The organism is Burkholderia sp. CCA53, assembly GCF_001685525.1.
Taxonomy (GTDB): Bacteria; Pseudomonadota; Gammaproteobacteria; order Burkholderiales; family Burkholderiaceae; genus Burkholderia; species Burkholderia multivorans.
On the sequence record NZ_BDDJ01000001.1, the window covers coordinates 17,963 to 32,528 of the forward strand.

Consider the following 14,566-nt stretch of genomic DNA (forward strand, 5'->3'; position numbering starts at 1 on the left):
TTATCTGTAGAGGAAGCGATGGACCTTCGTTTTGGATCGGTGTGCAGCGGTATCGAAGCGGCGAGCTGCGCCTGGCATCCGCTCGGATGGAAAACGGAGTTCGTCAGCGAGATCGAGCCGTTCCCGAGTGCGGTCCTCGCGCACCACTACCCGACCGTGCCGAACCTCGGCGACATGACCAAATTTAAGGAATGGCCCGATGCAGCTATCGATCTTCTCGTCGGCGGAACTCCCTGCCAAAGCTTCAGCGTCGCCGGACTCCGAAAGGGACTGGCTGATCCGCGTGGCAACCTCATGCTCACCTATCTTGCCATTGCTGAACGCTACGCTCCCCGCTGGCTGGTATGGGAAAACGTCCCCGGCGTCCTGTCGTCGAACCGCGGCCGGGACTTTGGAACCTTCCTCGGAGGGCTGGCAGAACTCGGGTATGGGTTCGCCTACCGGGTTCTTGACGCTCAGTTCTTTGGAATTCCCCAGCGACGCCGCCGTGTGTTCGTTGTCGGACATCTTGGAGACTGGCGACGTGCCGCAGCGGTACTTTTTGAGCGCGAAAGCCTGCTCGGGCATCCTGCGCCGCGCCGGGAACCGAGGCAAGGAGTTGCCCCGACCCTTAGCGCACGCACTAAAGGCGGTGGCGGACTCGGAACCGACTTCGAGTGCGATGGCGGCTTGATAGCTCACGCCCTTCGCGGCGAAGGTTTTGACGCGAGCGAGGATGGAACCGGGCGAGGTACGCCGCTTATTCCGGTGCCGTATGCGATCCAGGCTGGCGCGCTGCGCGAGAACGTCGAGTGTGGACCGGATGGTATCGGCGTTCAGGAGCGAATCGCCTACACGCTGGAGGCGCGCGCCGAGGTCCAAGCGATTGCCTTCGACTGCAAGGCTTCCGGACAGAACGGATTCGGTGTAGGCGAGATTGCGTCGACGATGCGCAGCATGGGGCACGCGAATTCGCATCAGAACGGCGGCGGTCATCTGGCCGTGGCTGTGAACATTCGCGGGCGCGAAGGCGGCGGAACGGCCGAACTCTCGGGAGATATTGCAACCGCGCTTCGCGCGAGTCAGGGCGGAGGCGACAAGCTTCATGCACTCACCGGTTCGGCTGTTCGCCGTCTGACGCCGCGGGAATGCGAGCGCCTACAAGGATTCCCTGACGACTACACGCTCATCAACGTTCGCGGCAAGCCCGCCGCAGACGGCCCGCGCTACAAGGCGCTCGGCAACAGCATGGCGGTTCCTGTCATGCACTGGATCGGCAAGCGTATTGAGCTCGTCGAATCGCTCACCAACTGAGGAAACCACCATGAACGACCAACCATCCAACCGCATTGATGCGTCCTACAGCGACGCCGAGAAGGCCGAGGACATGCGCATGATGCGAATCGTGCTGGACGACTACACGCGCAACGGCATCGCCACGATGACCGATTCGGAAAAGGTCACGTACCTGTCGGCATCCCTGCTTTGCGCCTACCAACTGATTCGAAGCGTGGCCGGCGACGAGTGGGTCAGGGGTTGGCTCGAAGCCGCTTTGTACGACGTGAAGAACAACCCGTGCGCGGTCGAAATCCGCAAGCCATCCTGACTCGAGGCCCACCATGACGACCAAAAACGACACCAACTCGACTCCCGAAGTGCGCGTCACGTGGAGTAAGGATAACGAGTACTTCTCATGCGATGACCTCTGCGAACTGCTCGATATGCACGATGAACTCACGGTCGGCGATGTTGTGTACTACGGCGACGTTGCACCGATTCCGACCAAGCACCTGTGCGACGCAGACGACATTATCGACATGATCGGCGAGCGGGCGTATGACGAAGTCGGGGAAGCTGCCGACGGCTATCCGGACATCGCGCCGGAAGCCAAGGCCGAGTTGGACGCACTGATTGCTGGCTGGATCGAGAAACATGCGAAGCCGACGTTCTACAGCGTCATCAACGTGCGCGAGCACACGATCACGGCGGCAGACATGGAGGGCCGGGAATGAACACCACCGACAAGAGCCGCGCTGATGTGCTGACCGAGGCCCAGCGGAAAGCGCTGGAAACCGCCGTGAATGTGCTCAACATCAACTGGGAACACGAGACGGCAAACGAATTGTGGGAAGCGTTCACTGCCCCCGTTTCGCAGCCCGCAGCAGAGCCGATCGACGCGCCGAGCGTCAACGAGACCATCACGTACAGCGGTGACTCGCTCACGCTGTCGGGAGCGCAGTTACTTGAAGCACTCGACTTCATTGCGCCGGATCGCGATGCCGATCAGCTCGAAAGCGAAGTGACGATCCAGTACGGCGAAGGCCACACCGGCAAGGGGATGTATTGCTGGTGCACCGAATATCCGGAAGAAGGCGCGATCTTCATCGACGGATCGACAGCGATCCCGACCGAAGCTGCACCCGCACCCTCGCCGGCGGACGAGCGGGCGGCGTTCGAATCGCTGAAAGGAGCATGGCAATCGATGCCGCCGTTCGATGTGTTCTGCGCAGGATGGCAAGCAGCGCGCGCCTCCTCTGCCAACGAGACGGGGGCGGAAGGGGCGCCTGTCGCATGGATGAGCATCGACGATCCGCGCGACTGCATCTCCGACGCGAAGAAGCGCGACATGATCGAGCATGCCGGCGCACCAGGCGCGCGACTGGCTGAGAAATATTCGATCGCGCTCGGCGTGATCACCCCCGCGCAGGCGGCCGAACCGTGCGCTTGGCTGGTCGAATGGACGCCCAATGTTTCCGACAAGGTATGGGCTCAATCATTCGTGAACGAACTTGATGCGATCAACAAACAGCGTCAGGTCGGCGGCCGGATCATTGCTTGCGCGCCCATCAACGCACTTTCTCATGCACCCGCGCAGGCGGCGGAACCGATGCCGGCCCCGGCCGGATGGAAGCTTGTGCCTGTCGCACCGACTTTTGAGATGTGCCGCGCCATGGAGGAAGCGATCGATGCGGGATGGAAAGATTCCATCGTATGGGCGAGAGGAATCGCAGCCGCCCCGCAGCCTCCCGCGCAGGCAGACGCTCAATCGGATAAGGGGTAAGGCATGAACAAAGTCACCATCACCGTTTCGGGTCGCGTTGGCGTGGGTAAGTCTGCCCTCTGCGGCGAAATCGAAATCATGTGCCGCGCGCTCGGCCTGCAAGTCGAATGGACTGGCGGCCAAGAAGAAAAGAACCTGACGCAGGCTGATTGGACTGAGGCACTTGAAATGTATCGGCCCGAGGTCGTCATCGTCGAGCAGATCGAACGAGTTGAACCCGTCACTGAGACGCATGGAGCGCAGGCATCCGCTTGGGAGGGTCTGACGCACGCGCAGCGCGAAGCAATTGAATATGCCGCACGCTGGTTGGAAGAAAACGTCAGTAACCGATACGCATATACAGCCGTAAAGCAATTGCGCACCCTTCTCGCCGCCCGCGCAGGAGAAGCATCATGAAAGAGCCGATTCTGTCGCGCGAGGAAGTCAAAGCGCTGTACTCCAAGCACATCGCCAATCCATACGATCTTCTGCCGCGTCATGTGGAGGCGTTCGTCGCTGACTACGAAGCCGCCGTTCTGGAGAGGGTTTGCGGGAAGCCGATCTATCAGGTATGGATCGAGGAAACAAGCTCGTACGCCGATGTAACGGCTGAGTATTACGCCGAACGCTTACCGAGCAATCGCCGCATCGTCTACGCCATTAACCGGAGCAAATCATGACCCGCTACTGCTCAGTCTGTTGTTGCAAGCGCTGGTTCACTGATGCTGGTGATTGTGTGGTGTGCATCGGTTTGTTCAACGACGCTTAAGGGGCCGATCATGAAGATCACCGATGACATGCTGACGGAGTGGTTTCCAGCCGATGTGAAGCCGGTTCATATCGGCGTCTACCCGGCGTGCATGGAGGTCGTCACGGATCGGTTTGGCACGTCTCATATCGAATATGGATTTGCTCGATGGGACGGTCAACGATGGGGCTTGATGCAATCAGATATTAAGTCTGCTGAGCAGAGCGTTTTCCTCGCCGCATCGCAGGCCAAGTCTTGGCGCGGGCTCAAGGAGAAGCACTATGGATGAGCGCGAGATGTTCGAATCCCACTTCGGCATTCCTGTGGAACAGCGTCGCAGCCCATCTGCAGGGGGTTATGCGCAACGCGAATATCAGATGATGTGGGCCGGTTGGCAAGCCGCCCGCCGCACCACTCCCGACAGGGACGCCATCATCGAGGAATGCGCGAAGGTGTGCGAAATGGAGCGAGAAGCGCTTCGTAAGAATGAAGCAGTTTGGGATGCCAATCCGAACTTGCGGCCTGACGAAGATTACGTTTCAGAGTGGGAGGCGTCTGCATGTCGGGGCGAGGAATATGCCGCTGCCATCCGCACCCTCAAGACCGCCCCCACTAGCGATCAGGGAGAGAAGTCGTGATCAGAAAAATCTTCGAGATCGTCGGGGCGATCTACATCATTCTGGCCGTGCTCAGTTCGATTGATGTCATCGATTTCCACAACTGCATTTCCAATGCTGGCAAATGTCGCGTCAGCGTTGAAAAGGAAGCGAAATGATCGACACCGACAAGATGAAAGCGCTGGCCCTGAAAGTCGGCGGCGTTGAATGGTATGAGGGCGGAGATTCCGTTTGCCTTCCCGATGGGGACACTATCGCGTGCTGCCAGTCGAGCATCGGGCATATGCCGGAGCCGATTCATTACGACGATATGGTCGAGTATCTGGTATCCGTCAGTCCTGCAAAAATCCTCAAACTCATTGACGCTTTTGAAGCCGCAGAACGTGAGAGAGAACAACTCCGAGCCGAGCTGGAAGCCGCTGCTGCGTTCGTTCAAGACGTGTCGAAGCAGAAGCCCGAGAGGCCGGATTACTGGAGTTCATGCAGCCAGTGCGAGCACAACATCGATCGCGCGCAGGACTTGCTTGAAAAGCAGGCCGCCCTCTCCCAACGCCAGGAGGAATCGTGAGCGAACTGAAGCCTTGTCCGTTTTGCGGCGGCTCTGTATCTCTTGAGCGCGCGCGTAGCACCACAGACTTTATCCACGGGACGCGTCAATGGTGGGGCGTAGTTTGCCGGAACACAATCAATCTCGGCGGCACATGCGCTATCGAGCAGCGCCCTAGTGCATCGCCGGAAGCGGCTATCGAACGTTGGAACCGCCGCGCCCCTGCTAGTGAGGGAGAACAGAAATGACCAGCCGCCGCATCAACGGCACCGCCGTCTACGAAGTCCTGCTCACCGGAACACACACAGCCAGTCAGATCGCGACGAAGCTTGGGACGTCGACCGCGTTCGTCCAGTGCTTCCTCGACACGCTGTTCTACGCCGGTCGCATCCGGATCGATCGGCGCGTGCGCACGGACACGGCGTACGAGGTGACGCCGGCTGCGATGCCGCGCGCGCCACTCGACATGCCGGCCGCCGGGCCGCGTCTCGCACCCAACCTGCAATCCACGCTCGCCGGCTACGATCGCGAGATCAGCCGCCGCGTCGAGCTCGCCATGACCACGAGGGGAAAATGAATACCGTCTTCATCCTGATGGCGCAGTACGGCGCAACGGCCGTTATTCCTGTCGAGTGTGTCTGCCGGGACTATTTTTCGCATCTGACCGTTCCGCAGTTCGTCCGAAAGGTCAACGCCGGCGAGATAGCCCTCCCGCTCGTGCGCATGGAAGGTTCGCTGAAATCAGCCAAGGGCGTGCACGTCGACGACCTTGCAAAGTGGATCGACGCCCGGCGGGCCGCAGCCGTCAAAGAGTGCGATCAACTCTGCGGTCAATGCTGACCGGTCCTACGCGAGTGCTACACGGCATTCCGCATCCCCCTGCGCAGCCTTGCTAGCCAAGGCTGCCGCTTCTTTACCCGGTCCAGTCGAGCATGGGCGCGACGGAAACGCGGCGGGGAGGAAGCGAAGACGAAGCGGACATGGAATCGGGGCAACAGGCGGCGCGGGAACAACCGGGCATTTTACCGCAACCGGCGCACGCCTTGCCGGCGCCGCTAACGCGCGCTCGCGTCGCCGAGTTCCGCGTCGACCGCGCGCCGCGCTTCGTCGAGCACGCGTTCGATCACGCGCCGCTCGGTCAGCAGAATCCCGTCGACCTTGACGAGCCGCCAGTCGATGCGCACCTCGCCGCGCTCCAGCACGCGATAGTGGACATGCTCGCCGTCCCACACCTGCTCGGTCTTCACCTCGATCTCGAAGCCGCGATAAGGCTCGCTGTAGTCGCCGAGATCGCTGCCTGTCGGTTCCATCGCACGCTCCGTCGTGCACGGCGCGACGCCGCCGGCGCGGCCCGCGCCGTCAGGTCAGTCGTATTTGTCCGACAAAACGGATTTGCCGTCGGCGGTCAGGTCGACGCGGCCCGCCGCGGCCTGATAGATCAGCCCCTCGTTCAGCAACGCGTAGACGACGTCGTCGAACGCAGCGGGCACTGGCCGGCTTTCGCCGAACCGGTCGATCCACTTCAGCGCCTCGATGGCTTCGGGAGAAAGAATGGGCGTCATGCGCGGCCTCCGGCATCGATGTCGCTCCATCCTAGCACTTCGCCCGGACGTCGAACACCGGCCGATCGGCCGACGAAACGCACCCCTCGAGTGCACCGCACGGCGCCAGGCGGCATCGCCGCCCGACGCGTGCCGCCGCTCACAGCCGCGCGATCGATACCTCGGTCGATTTCACGAGCGCGACGACTTCGGCGCCCACCTTCAGTTCGAGTTCGTCGACCGAACGCGTCGTGATGACGGACGTGACGATGCCGAACGGCGTCTCCACGTCGACCTCGGACACGACGGGGCCGCGAATGATCTCCTTCACCTTGCCTTTGAACTGGTTGCGCACGTTGATTGCAGTAATGCTCATCGGGTTGATCGCTCCGAAAAAAAGTCGGGAAACGGGCGCCGGTGCCGCCCGCGGATTAAACGGCCCAGCGGATCCGTGCGACGGATCGCCCGCCGCTCGCGTGGACGTTCGCGTCGCCGTCGCGCACCTCCTCCGTGCGCCCGCCGAGCACGCGCTGCAGCACGCGGTCCTCGAGCGCGGCGAACGCCGCCGACGCCCGCGCGCGCGGCCGCTCGAGCGGCACGGGCTGGTCGAGCGCGACACGCCCCTGCTCGATCAGCAGGATGCGGTCGCCGAGCGCGACGGCTTCCTGCACGTCGTGCGTGACCAGCAGCGCGGTGAACCGATGCTCGCGCCACAGCCGCTCGATCAGCGCATGCATCTCGATGCGCGTCAGCGCGTCGAGCGCGCCGAGCGGCTCGTCCAGCAGCAGCAACTCCGGACGATGCACGAGCGCACGCGCAAGCGCGACGCGCTGACGCTGGCCACCCGACAGCTGCGCGGGCCAGTCGTCCGCGCGCTCGAGCAGGCCGACTTCGGCGAGCACCGCACGCGCGTCGTCGCGCGCGCGGCGGCCGAGGCCGAGCATCACGTTCTGCAGCACGGTCTTCCACGGCAGCAGCCGCGCGTCCTGATACATGATTCGCGTATCGAGCGCGCCGCCGGCGGCACCGCGCGTCGCGAGCGTGCCGTCGCTCGGCTGCTCGAGGCCGGCGACGAGCCGCAGCAGCGTCGATTTCCCGCAGCCGCTGCGCCCGACGATCGCGACGAAGCTGCCGCGCGCGATCCGCAGATCGACGTCGTCGAGCACCGTGCGCGTGCCGAAACGCTTGCTGACGCCGCTCAGCGTCACCGCATCGTCGGACGCCGCATCGCCGGCGCGGCGCCGCGCAAGCGGCACAACGGCTGCGCCGCCGTCGCGCTCCACGATCGCCGCGTCGCGCGCTGCGTCGTCCTCGACGCGCGTCTGCGCGAGTTCGGCCTCGAGATCGGCGCCGGCCAGCGGCCCGTAGACGGCCGCCGAAGTGGTCGCATTCATGCCTTCGCTCCTGATTGATAGGCGGGGTGCCAGCGCAGCGTCACGCGCTCGAGCCATTTCGCCAGCACGTCGGCCAGCTTGCCGAGCACCGCGTACAGCAGGATGCCCACCACCACGACGTCGGTTTGCAGGAATTCGCGTGCGTTCATCGTCATGTAGCCGATGCCCGACTGCGCGGAGATCGTTTCCGCGACGATCAGCATCACCCACATCAGCCCGAGCGCAAAACGCACGCCGACGAGGATCGACGGCAGCGCGCCCGGCAAAATCACGTGCCGGTAGAGCGCGAAGCCGCGCACGCCGTAGCTCTTCGCCATCTCGATCAGGCTCGCGTCGACCGAGCGGATGCCGTGATACGTATTGATGTAGACGGGAAAGAACACGCCCAGCGCGACGAGGAACAGCTTCGCCTTCTCGTCGATCCCGAACCACAGGATCACGAGCGGAATCATCGCGAGCGCCGGAATATTGCGGATCATCTGGATCGTCGAGTCGAGCGCGACCTCCGCGGCCTTCGACAGTCCGGTCGCCAGCCCGAGCGCAAGGCCGACGCCGCCGCCGACCGCAAAGCCGAGCAGCGCACGCCATGTGCTGACCTTGACGTTCGCCCACATCTCGCCCGATGTCACGAGCGACCACGCGGCCCGCACGACCGCGACGGGCTCCGGCAGCACGCGCGTGGACAGCCAGCCCGTGCGCGTACCGATCTCCCACGCGACCAGCAGCGCGAGCGGCACGAGCCACGGCGCGATACCGCGCCACGCACGGGCGGCGGCGCCGCCGGTCGTCGACGTTGTCGTCGTCATTGCAGCCTCCATTCGCTCAGCTCTGGCTCGTCTTCGGCAGATAGCTGTTGCCGACGATCTCGCCGAACGGCCCCGACAGCGGTCCGGTCGGACGCTGCGCCTGCTTGCCCTTGATCAGCGGGAACACGAGTTCCGCGAAACGGTACGACTCTTCGAGATGCGGATAGCCGGACAGGATGAACGTATCGATCCCGAGCGCCGCGTATTCGCGCATGCGCTCCGCGACCTGCTCCGGATTGCCGACGAGCGCCGTGCCCGCCCCGCCGCGCACGAGGCCGACACCGGCCCACAGGTTCGGATACACCTCGAGCGTCTCGCGGCCGCCGCGCTTGCCGCCGTGCAGCGCGGCCATCCGGCGCTGCCCTTCGGAGTCCATGTTCGCGAAGGCCTGCTGCGCGCGCGCGATCGTGTCGTCGTCGAGACGGCTGATCAGCCGGTCGGCGTCGCGCCACGCTTCGTCCTCGGTTTCGCGCACGATCACGTGCAGACGAATGCCGAACTTGATCTCGCGCCCGCGCGCCTGCGCTCGCGCGCGGATATCGGCGATCTTCTTCGCGACGGCCTCGGGCGGTTCGCCCCAGGTCAGATAGGTGTCGATGTGGTCGGCCGCGATCGCATGCGCGGCCGGCGACGAACCGCCGAACCACAGCGGCGGATGCGGACGCTGCACCGGCGGATACAGCGCCTTGCCGCCCTTCGAGCGCAGATGCTTGCCGATATAGTCGAAGCCGTCGTTGTCGTGCGATGCGGCGAGCAGCCCGCGCCAGATGTGCAGAAAGTCGTCGGTGATCTCGTAGCGCGTATCGTGATCGGCGAACAGCCCGTCGCCTTCGAGCTCGGCCGCATCGCCGCCCGTCACGACGTTGATCAGCAGACGGCCGCCGGACAGCCGGTCGAACGTCGCGGCCATCCGCGCGGACAGCCCCGGCGACGCAATGCCGGGCCGCACGGCGACCAGGAACTTCAGCCGCCGCGTTGCCGGAATCAGGCTCGACGCGACGACCCACGCGTCCTCGCACGAGCGACCGGTCGGCAGCAGCACGCCTTCGTAGCCAAGCGTGTCGGCCGCGACGGCAACCTGCCGGAAGTAGTCGTAGTCCGCGGCGCGTGCGCCTTCGGCCGTGCCGAGGTAGCGGCTGTCGCCGTGCGTGGGAATAAACCAGAACACATTCATCTGCTGCTCCTGCGTGACTGTCCTTGCCAGAATTGAGATAAAACGTCGCCCTGCTCGCGGCGCGCGTCGGCGCCGCATGCATGGTGTGCGTTCGAATCGGGATGGTTCGCCGGTCGGGCCGTGCGGCGGGCGAATGCGCGGATGCACGGCGGCTTCTGGGAAATCAGTCTAGGGACCGAGGCGCGGCTTTGGAACGATTTTTTTGAGCTTAGGTTTTCCGCTTTCGTGATTAGCGCGACGCTGCAGCGAATATGCGCCGGCCCGGCCCTATAATGACGCCCTGTCCGAACAACCGCGCGCATCCGGCTTCGCCGCACGCGCATGCAGCACACACTACCGACCGATGCAGAAAGTCATCCTGCCCTTCCTCTCCGGCTTCCTGGCCGCCCTGTTCTTCCGCGAAGCGACGCTGGCGCTGCTGCATACGGCCGATCTGATCGCCGCGGCCGGCTTCTCGACGCAGCCGTTCGCGCCGCTCGGTATTCCTGAATTTGTCGCCAACGCGCTGATCAGCGCGTGTATCGCGATCCCGATGGCGTGGCTGCTGCGCGTGTCGCCGGAGCGCGAGGCGCCGTGGATCGGCGCGCTGCTGTTCGGCGGAATCGTGCTGACCGCCGCGCGCGTGTTCGCGATCGATCCGCTGCGCGGCCTCTGGCCGTCCGGCAACATGATGCCGGTGCTCGCGGCCGGCTTCGCGGCCAATGCGATCTGGGGCTTCGGCGCGCTCGTGTTCATGCGCGCGTTCATGTCGGACGACGCCGGCGAAGACTGATCGGCAACGCACGGCCGCGCGCGTTCGAGCGCCCGTCGGCCACCAATCGCCGATCGCCGATCGCCGAACAACGTACCGCGCGTTCCAACGCCCACCAACGAAAAGGCCGCCTGCATCGACAGGCGGCCTTTTCATTTCGATGCGCCGCTTCGCGCGGCACCGCGCATTCAGTCCTTCAGATGACGCAGCGGATGCGTGTCGGGCGTCCACGGGCTGTCGAACATCGCGAGCACGTCCGCGCGATCGACGTCGGCGATCGACTTGAACCGCCATGCCGGCCGGTGATCCTTGTCGACGATCAGTGCACGCACGCCCTCGATCACGTCGCCGCGCGCGAACGTCGAGCGCGTGAGATCGAGATCGCGTCGCAGGCATTCGGCCATCGTCGCGCCGCGCGCGCGGTCGACGACTTCGAGCGACACGGCCATCGACAGCGGCGACAGCTCGCTGCGCATCGCATGCGTCGCCTTCTCGACCCAGCCGTCGACGGCCGCGCAGTCCTGCTCCGCCTCGAGCGACGCGACGATCGCGCCGATGTCGGGCTGCGCGAAATGCCGATCGATGCCGGCGCGCGCGTCGGCGAGCGCCGAGGTATCCGGCGTCGGTACGACCTTGTGCGCGGCCGCCGCATCGGCGACGCACGCGACCGCCTGCGCCCCGTCGTCGAAGCGCGTGCCCTTCAGCGCGTCGATCAGCGCCGGCAACGCCGCGTCGGGCAGGTAGACGTCGGCAAGCTGCGCGGCCAGCGCGCCGGCCGCGTCGAGCGTCGCGCCCGTCACCGCGAGGTAGCGGCCGATCATGCCCGGCGTACGGGCCAGGAACCAGCTCATCCCGACGTCCGGGAACAGTCCGATGCGGGTTTCGGGCATCGCCATCTTCGTCGAATCGGTGACGACGCGCAGGCCGCCCGTATGCCGCGCGGCCTGCGAGATACCCATCCCGCCGCCCATCACGACACCGTGCATCAGCGCGATGTACGGCTTCGGATAGGTGAAGATCGCGTGGTTGAGCGTGTATTCCTCGATGAAGAACGCGTCGACCGCGTCGCGGTCGCCGCGCTGCCATGCTTCATGGAAGAACCGTACGTCGCCGCCCGCGCAGAACGCGCGCGGATGCGGGCTGTGCACGACGACCGCGACGACGTCCGGATCGTCGCGCCACGCATCGAGCGCCTGCTGCATCGTGCGGATCATCGCGACGGACAGCGCGTTCAGCGCCTTCGGCCGGTTCAGTTCGAGAAAGCCGATGCGGTTCGCGACATACGCACGCACGTCGGGCTGGGCGGATTCGGGAGAAACGGAAGCGGTGTCGGTCATGAGCGTCTATCTATCGGGCAATCGTGCGCACGTTCAGTGCGCCTGCATCTTCGAGAACAGGTTCAGCACCACGACGCCCGAGATGATCAGACCGAGGCCGATCACCGCCGGCAGGTCGGGCACCTGACGGTACAGCAGCATCGCGACGAGCGTGATCAGCACGATGCCCGCGCCCGACCACACCGCATAGATGATGCCGACCGGCATCGTGCGCAATGTCAGCGACAGGCAGTAGAACGCGACGCCGTAACCGGCGACGACGAGCGCAGACGGCCAGAAGCGCGTGAAGCCGTCCGCCGCGCGCAGCGCCGACGTGCCGATCACTTCCGCGACGATCGCGATCGCGAGCCAGGCGTATCCGGGCAGCTGCATCGTTCAGCTCCTCGCGAGCGCCAGCACGCCGTAGTCCTGACCGAGCTCCGCGCACAGCGTTTCGACGACGAATTCATGATCGAGCCGTTGCGGCAGTCCCGACACCGTGACCGAGCCGATCACGCCGGCACCCGCGACGGTCAGCGGAAACGCGCCGCCGTGCGGCGCGTATTCGGCGAGCGGCAGGCCGTGCTTGTCGGCGAGCGTCGTGCCGGCCTGCTGCATGCGCAGCCCGATCGCATAAGAACTGCGGCGGAAATGCGCGACGACGTTGCGCTTGCGGCGCACCCAGTCGGCGTTGTCCGGCGTGGCGCCGGGCAGCGCCGAGAAGAACAGCGGGTGCCCGAATGTGACGATGTCGATCGCGACCGCGTGCCCGCGCGACGCGGCGAGCGCATGCATGCGGTTGCCGAGCGCCCACGCGCGCGCCGGATCGAAGTGGGGAAACACGAGCGCTTGTTCCTGCGCGCCGATCGATTGCAGATCGTGAGCGATGTCCATGAATCCGTCGATGCTGTAATGAGAATCGCAACGGCGCCGCGGCGATCGCGGCCCCGCTGCCGGAGTGACGACACAAACCGCTCGATTCTAGCGCACGCGTCGCGCGTCCCGACCCCGGCCGCCTTTCGAACGCGATTCTCACAAAGTGCTTGCACGCGCTCGGGTTACTCCTTATAATTCAATCTTTCGACGGACGCGGGGTGGAGCAGTCTGGCAGCTCGTCGGGCTCATAACCCGAAGGTCGTAGGTTCAAATCCTACCCCCGCAACCAAGCGTCCCGATTTCCGCAGAAAGCCCGGCCCCGCGCCGGGCTTTTTGTTTTCCGTGCGGTTTCGGTCCGTCGCGCGCGCACCGCCGCGCGCCCGATGCGCGCGTTCGAGAATGCGCCGCCCCGGTGATACACTCGCAATCACCTCGTCCCTTCCATTCGACATGAAATTCTGCTCCGTCTGCGGCCACGAAGTCATCGCGCGCATCCCTCAGGGCGACAACCGCGAGCGCTTCGTCTGCGATCACTGCGGCACGATCCATTATCAGAATCCGCGCAACGTCGTCGGCACGGTGCCGGTATGGGGCGAACAGGTGCTGCTGTGCCGCCGTGCGATCGAACCGCGCTACGGATTCTGGACGCTGCCCGCGGGCTTCATGGAGATGGGCGAAACGACCGCCGAGGCGGCCGCGCGCGAAACGCTCGAGGAAGCCGGCGCGCGCGTCGAGGTGCAGAACCTGTTCACGCTGCTGAACGTGCCGCACGTGCACCAGGTGCATCTGTTCTATCTGGCGCGGCTCGTCGATCCGGAATTCGAGGCCGGCGAGGAAAGCCTCGAGGTCAAGCTGTTCGACGAAGCCGACATCCCGTGGGACGAGATCGCGTTCCCGACGGTCAGCCAGACGCTGCGCTTCTTCTTCGCCGATCGCGCGACCGGCGACTACGGCGTACACACCGGCGACATCTTCCGCTCGCTGCGCAACGGCTGAATCGGCCCATGGTTCCCTGGCTCGGCCCGGACGATCCGTTTCCGCCCGTCGAACGCGCGCTCGGACCTGCGACCGGCGCGCCGGGCCTGCTTGCCGCGAGCGCCGATCTGCTGCCGTCGCGGCTCATCGACGCGTATCTGCGCGGCATTTTCCCGTGGTATTCGGACGGCCAGCCCGTGCTGTGGTGGAGCCCCGACCCGCGGATGATCCTCGTGCCGGACGAGTTCAAGGTATCGCCGTCGCTGAAGAAGACGCTCAAGCGCGTGCTGCGCGATCCCGCATGGGAAGTGCGCGTCGATCACGACTTCCGCGGCGTGATGCGTGCGTGCGCGCAGGCGCCGCGCCGCGGGCAGCGCGGCACGTGGATCACGGCCGAGATCATCGACGCGTACACGTCGCTTTATCGCTCCGGCAATGCGCACAGCATCGAGACCTGGCACGACGGACGGCGCGTCGGCGGGCTGTACGGCGTCGCGTTCGGGCAGATGTTCTTCGGCGAGTCGATGTATGCGGACGTCACCGACGCCTCGAAGATCGCGCTGGCCGCGCTCGTCGCCCACCTTCGCGAGCACGGGCTGGAGATGATAGACTGCCAGCAGAATACGTCGCATCTAGCGTCGCTCGGCGGCCGCGAGATCGCACGCAAGGCCTTTGTCGCTCACGTGCGCCGCGCGGTGGCCGAACCGCCGATTCCGTGGCAGTTCGACAAGCGCGTGCTCGCCGCGCTGACGGGCCGCACCGAGCCGGCGGCCCCTTCCGGGATCGAGCGCTAGCGCGGCAC

The 14,566-nt window shown here is 64.9% G+C and carries 24 protein-coding genes, 1 tRNA gene and 1 pseudogene; 17 read left to right on the top strand and 9 right to left on the bottom strand.

What is annotated here, in order from left to right; translation table 11 throughout:
- The first annotated feature begins 18 nt into the window (after positions 1-18).
- The 13 genes and pseudogenes from BCR55_RS00125 (at position 19) to BCR55_RS00175 (ending at position 5,771) form a co-directional block, all read left to right on the top strand.
- Positions 19-1,293: a DNA cytosine methyltransferase gene (locus BCR55_RS00125; RefSeq protein ID WP_065493994.1), complete on the top strand. Its 1,275-nt coding sequence runs from the start codon at positions 19-21 to the stop codon at positions 1,291-1,293.
- Between the two features lie 10 nt (positions 1,294-1,303).
- Complete coding sequence (locus tag BCR55_RS00130; protein WP_065493995.1) at positions 1,304-1,585, top strand: hypothetical protein; 282 nt, start codon at positions 1,304-1,306, stop codon at positions 1,583-1,585.
- Between the two features lie 13 nt (positions 1,586-1,598).
- The gene (locus tag BCR55_RS00135) at positions 1,599-1,991 is read left to right on the top strand and encodes a hypothetical protein (protein WP_065493996.1); all 393 of its coding nucleotides are present in this window, start codon (positions 1,599-1,601) and stop codon (positions 1,989-1,991) included.
- 866 nt (positions 1,992-2,857) lie between these two features.
- Positions 2,858-3,028 (top strand): annotated as a pseudogene (locus BCR55_RS33845) (XRE family transcriptional regulator); the annotation flags it as partial.
- A gap of 15 nt (positions 3,029-3,043) precedes the next feature.
- Positions 3,044-3,436 carry a hypothetical protein gene (locus BCR55_RS00145; RefSeq protein ID WP_065493997.1) on the top strand — a complete coding sequence of 131 codons (393 nt, stop codon included), beginning with the start codon at positions 3,044-3,046 and terminating at the stop codon, positions 3,434-3,436.
- Positions 3,433-3,699 (top strand): hypothetical protein, encoded by a 267-nt coding sequence (locus BCR55_RS00150; RefSeq protein ID WP_060098636.1) that lies wholly within the window; start codon positions 3,433-3,435, stop codon positions 3,697-3,699. The genes BCR55_RS00145 and BCR55_RS00150 overlap by 4 nt, the downstream gene beginning before the upstream one ends.
- A 99-nt stretch (positions 3,700-3,798) precedes the next feature.
- Entirely contained in the window at positions 3,799-4,056 is a 258-nt protein-coding gene (locus BCR55_RS00155; protein WP_060098638.1) for a hypothetical protein, read from the top strand.
- A complete protein-coding gene (locus BCR55_RS00160) occupies positions 4,049-4,405 on the top strand; it encodes a hypothetical protein (RefSeq protein WP_065493998.1) in 357 nt (118 codons plus the stop codon). Before BCR55_RS00155 ends, BCR55_RS00160 begins: the two co-directional genes overlap by 8 nt.
- Entirely contained in the window at positions 4,402-4,542 is a 141-nt protein-coding gene (locus tag BCR55_RS32915; protein ID WP_175403805.1) for a hypothetical protein, read from the top strand. The genes BCR55_RS00160 and BCR55_RS32915 overlap by 4 nt, the downstream gene beginning before the upstream one ends.
- Positions 4,539-4,952 (top strand): hypothetical protein, encoded by a 414-nt coding sequence (locus tag BCR55_RS33315; RefSeq protein ID WP_254661814.1) that lies wholly within the window; start codon positions 4,539-4,541, stop codon positions 4,950-4,952. Before BCR55_RS32915 ends, BCR55_RS33315 begins: the two co-directional genes overlap by 4 nt.
- On the top strand, positions 4,949-5,179 hold the full coding sequence (locus BCR55_RS33850; protein ID WP_175403806.1) for a Lar family restriction alleviation protein: 231 nt from the start codon (positions 4,949-4,951) through the stop codon (positions 5,177-5,179). Before BCR55_RS33315 ends, BCR55_RS33850 begins: the two co-directional genes overlap by 4 nt.
- Positions 5,176-5,508 carry a DNA-binding protein gene (locus BCR55_RS00170; protein ID WP_065493999.1) on the top strand — a complete coding sequence of 111 codons (333 nt, stop codon included), beginning with the start codon at positions 5,176-5,178 and terminating at the stop codon, positions 5,506-5,508. Before BCR55_RS33850 ends, BCR55_RS00170 begins: the two co-directional genes overlap by 4 nt.
- A complete protein-coding gene (locus BCR55_RS00175; RefSeq protein ID WP_065494000.1) occupies positions 5,505-5,771 on the top strand; it encodes a pyocin activator PrtN family protein in 267 nt (88 codons plus the stop codon). Before BCR55_RS00170 ends, BCR55_RS00175 begins: the two co-directional genes overlap by 4 nt.
- A 215-nt stretch (positions 5,772-5,986) precedes the next feature.
- Here the strand turns inward: BCR55_RS00175 and BCR55_RS00180 are convergent, their stop codons facing one another.
- From BCR55_RS00180 to ssuD, 6 genes are all read right to left on the bottom strand, one after another.
- Positions 5,987-6,241, bottom strand: a complete 255-nt coding sequence (locus BCR55_RS00180) for a hypothetical protein (protein ID WP_006400182.1) — start codon at positions 6,239-6,241, stop codon at positions 5,987-5,989.
- Positions 6,242-6,295: 54 nt separating this feature from the next.
- Complete coding sequence (locus BCR55_RS00185; RefSeq protein WP_006400183.1) at positions 6,296-6,493, bottom strand: hypothetical protein; 198 nt, start codon at positions 6,491-6,493, stop codon at positions 6,296-6,298.
- Between the two features lie 139 nt (positions 6,494-6,632).
- Positions 6,633-6,848, bottom strand: a complete 216-nt coding sequence (locus tag BCR55_RS00190; protein ID WP_006400187.1) for a molybdopterin-binding protein — start codon at positions 6,846-6,848, stop codon at positions 6,633-6,635.
- A gap of 55 nt (positions 6,849-6,903) precedes the next feature.
- Positions 6,904-7,866, bottom strand: coding sequence for an ATP-binding cassette domain-containing protein (locus tag BCR55_RS00195; RefSeq protein WP_006400190.1), 963 nt, complete (start codon positions 7,864-7,866; stop codon positions 6,904-6,906).
- Entirely contained in the window at positions 7,863-8,672 is an 810-nt protein-coding gene (ssuC, locus tag BCR55_RS00200; protein WP_006400191.1) for an aliphatic sulfonate ABC transporter permease SsuC, read from the bottom strand. The genes BCR55_RS00195 and ssuC overlap by 4 nt, the downstream gene beginning before the upstream one ends.
- 16 nt (positions 8,673-8,688) lie before the next feature.
- On the bottom strand, positions 8,689-9,846 hold the full coding sequence (gene ssuD / locus BCR55_RS00205) for an FMNH2-dependent alkanesulfonate monooxygenase (protein WP_006411728.1): 1,158 nt from the start codon (positions 9,844-9,846) through the stop codon (positions 8,689-8,691).
- A gap of 343 nt (positions 9,847-10,189) precedes the next feature.
- Between ssuD and BCR55_RS00210 the strand changes: the two genes are divergently transcribed.
- Complete coding sequence (locus BCR55_RS00210; protein WP_006400193.1) at positions 10,190-10,618, top strand: hypothetical protein; 429 nt, start codon at positions 10,190-10,192, stop codon at positions 10,616-10,618.
- 167 nt (positions 10,619-10,785) lie between these two features.
- Here the strand turns inward: BCR55_RS00210 and BCR55_RS00215 are convergent, their stop codons facing one another.
- Genes BCR55_RS00215 through BCR55_RS00225 form a run of 3 tightly spaced genes read right to left on the bottom strand, consistent with a single transcriptional unit; the run spans position 10,786 to position 12,807 of the window.
- A complete protein-coding gene (locus BCR55_RS00215; RefSeq protein ID WP_065494001.1) occupies positions 10,786-11,934 on the bottom strand; it encodes an enoyl-CoA hydratase/isomerase family protein in 1,149 nt (382 codons plus the stop codon).
- Positions 11,935-11,967: 33 nt separating this feature from the next.
- Complete coding sequence (locus tag BCR55_RS00220; RefSeq protein ID WP_370445547.1) at positions 11,968-12,300, bottom strand: multidrug efflux SMR transporter; 333 nt, start codon at positions 12,298-12,300, stop codon at positions 11,968-11,970.
- Positions 12,301-12,309: 9 nt separating this feature from the next.
- A complete protein-coding gene (locus tag BCR55_RS00225) occupies positions 12,310-12,807 on the bottom strand; it encodes a heme-degrading domain-containing protein (protein WP_006400196.1) in 498 nt (165 codons plus the stop codon).
- Positions 12,808-13,001: 194 nt separating this feature from the next.
- Here BCR55_RS00225 and BCR55_RS00230 point away from each other — a divergent pair.
- The 3 genes from BCR55_RS00230 to aat all read left to right on the top strand — a co-directional run bounded on the left by BCR55_RS00230 (position 13,002) and on the right by aat (position 14,558).
- Positions 13,002-13,078, top strand: a tRNA-Met gene (locus tag BCR55_RS00230).
- Between the two features lie 161 nt (positions 13,079-13,239).
- Entirely contained in the window at positions 13,240-13,785 is a 546-nt protein-coding gene (locus tag BCR55_RS00235) for an NUDIX hydrolase (protein WP_006400197.1), read from the top strand.
- An 8-nt stretch (positions 13,786-13,793) separates the two neighbouring features.
- Complete coding sequence (gene aat, locus BCR55_RS00240; RefSeq protein ID WP_006400198.1) at positions 13,794-14,558, top strand: leucyl/phenylalanyl-tRNA--protein transferase; 765 nt, start codon at positions 13,794-13,796, stop codon at positions 14,556-14,558.
- The last annotated feature ends 8 nt before the right edge of the window (positions 14,559-14,566 follow it).